Annotated in this window: 2 protein-coding genes; both read left to right on the top strand. The window is 62.7% G+C overall.

The annotated features are described in order from the left end of the window. Window positions 1-1,502, top strand: a 1,502-nt coding sequence (gene istA / locus QQL28_RS45520) for an IS21 family transposase (protein WP_284276396.1), incomplete at its 5' end; no start/stop codon positions are given. 11 nt (window positions 1,503-1,513) lie between these two features. Next, the gene (gene istB / locus QQL28_RS45515; RefSeq protein ID WP_284276394.1) at window positions 1,514-2,254 is read left to right on the top strand and encodes an IS21-like element helper ATPase IstB; all 741 of its coding nucleotides are present in this window, start codon (window positions 1,514-1,516) and stop codon (window positions 2,252-2,254) included. Window positions 2,255-2,521: the final 267 nt, after the last annotated feature.

Below are 2,521 nucleotides of genomic sequence, written 5' to 3'. Positions count from 1 at the left end.
TGAGATTGAGCCTTGAGGCTGGGCTCTCGACGCGCGTGGTTGGCGAGCGTGTAGGCGTCGGGCCGACGACGGTACGTGACACGCTGAAGCGGTTTGCACGCGCGGGTCTGGCATGGCCCGTCCCGGAAGCGATAAGCGACGCCGAGCTGGAGCAACTGCTGTACGGGGTGCCTGGCGTGAAGCCTGGTCGCCGCAAGGTGGCCGAGCCTGACTGGTCCGTTGTTGCCCGCGAGCTCAAGCGCAAGCATGTGACCCTGCAGGTGCTGTGGGATGAGTACATTGCAGAGCATCCGGACGGGTACCGGTACAGCCGTTTCTGTGACCTGTTCCGCAACTGGGAAGGCCGGCTGCCGCTGGTGATGCGCCAGCACCACGGCGGGGGCGAGAAATTGTTTGTCGACTATGCCGGTGACACGGTGCCGGTGGTTGACCGTAAGACTGGCGAGGTGCGTGACGCGCACATCTTCGTCGCGGTCATGGGCGCATCCAGTCTGTCGTTCGCGCTGGCGACGTGGACCGAGCAGCTCGGCGACTGGATCGCGGGACATAACGCGGCCTACAGCTTTTTTGGCGGCGCCACGCAACTGCTGGTGCCCGACAACGCCAAGGTCGCGGTGATCAAGGCCTGCCTCTATGACCCTATGGTCAACCGCAGCTACAGCGATATGGCGCAGCATTACGGCACGGCGATTTTGCCGGCACGGCCGCGTCGCCCGAGAGATAAGGCGAAGGTTGAGGCCTGCGTCGGAATCGTCGAGCGCTGGCTGCTGGGGCGGCTGCGCAACCGGACCTTTTACAGCCTGGCCGAACTCAACGGTGCGATCGCCGAGTGGCTGGCCAAGCTCAATGACGGACGGGTGTTGCGCCAGTATGGCCGCACACGGCGCCAGCTGTTCGAGGAAATTGATGCGCCGAATCTCAAACCGCTCCCCGGCGAGCCGTGGGTCCATGCCGAGTGGCGCCGATGCCGGGTCGGGCTCGACTATCACGTCGAGATCGAGCGGCACTACTACTCGGTACCCTACCGCTTTGCTCGTCGGGAGGTAGAAGCGCGGATCTGCGCGCGAACGGTTGAAATCTTCCTGGGCGGCGAGCGTATCGCCGCCCACATGCGCGGCAGCGGCAACGGGCGGCACACGACGATCAGCGCCCACATGCCTTCCAGCCACCGGCGCTATGGCGAGTGGACGCCGGCAAAGATCCGCAGCGAGGCAAGCCGGATCGGCCCGATGCTGCGCCTGCTGATCGACCGGATCATCGAGGATCGGCCGCATCCCGAACAGGGCTATCGTTCGTGCCTGGGGATCATCCGGCTCGAGAAGCGCTTTGGCGCCGAGCGCCTCGAGGCGGCCGCGCTGCGTGCGATTGAGATCCAGGCTCGCAATTACCCAAGCGTCAAATCGATCCTCGAGAAGGGGCTCGATCGCGTTGCAACGCCCGCGTCCCCCGAGCCCGAGCCGATCATACACACCAACATCAGAGGCTCGGACTATTACCACTAAAAGGGAAGAAAATGCTGACACATCCGACGCTCCGCTTGCTTACCCAGCTCGGCCTTACCGGCATGGCCGATGCCTTCACGAGCCTCGCAGACAACGAGGAGGCCCAGGGTCTCGCTCACGCCGAATGGCTGGCGTTGCTGCTCGACCATGAAGCGACTTGGCGTAACAACCGGCGCCTGGCGCTTCATCTTCGTAAGGCAAAGCTGCGTCATCATGCCGTGCCCGAGGATGTCGACTACCGCGCCCCCCGTGGGCTCGACCGCCGCTTGTTCGACATGCTGCTCAAGGGAGACTGGATCAAAAACCATGAGAATTGCGCCATTGTCGGGCCGACCGGCGTCGGGAAAAGCTGGCTTGGCTGTGCGCTTGGTCACAAGGCCTGCCGGGACAACCACTCTGTACTTTACACCCGGCTGCCGCGGTTGTTCGAAGAACTGGACCTTGCCCGGAGCGACGGCCGACTCACTTCGCGGATGAAAAGCATCGCCGCCGTCGAGCTCCTAATTTTGGACGATTGGGGCCTCCAAGCCATCGACGCCAATGCCCGTCATTATCTGCTCGAAATCCTCGAAGACCGCTACGGCCGCCGATCAACACTCGTCACCAGTCAGCTTCCAATTGCCAAATGGCATGAGCTCATAAATGACCCAACTTACGCTGATGCCATACTTGATCGCCTGCTTCACAACGCCCACAGACTCGAACTGAACGGTGACTCCATGCGGCGCACGCCCGTTCTTGCTCGGCCTTGATTACATCGTCGGCCGATGAAGACCGAGACTGCAGCCCGCGAAGCTGACCGGCCGCTACGGCACTGTTGGGGGTGCGCGTCCGCTCAGCTTCGCTCCGCCGAGCGAGACCATCAAACATGTGACGTGATCCCTTCGGCGGCCGCTTGACCGCGGGCTAACGATGGTGCCAATTACCTTAACGATCGGGTGCTTCACCTGCGCGCGATCAGATTGGAACGTTGCGCGGCATCAGATTGGAATACCTGCGCGCGATCATTGGAATCCGCA

The organism is Bradyrhizobium iriomotense (assembly GCF_030160715.1).
GTDB lineage: Bacteria > Pseudomonadota > Alphaproteobacteria > Rhizobiales > Xanthobacteraceae > Bradyrhizobium > Bradyrhizobium iriomotense.
The sequence above is the reverse complement of the archived record's forward strand: the minus strand, read 5'-3'. Positions and strand labels throughout refer to the sequence as shown.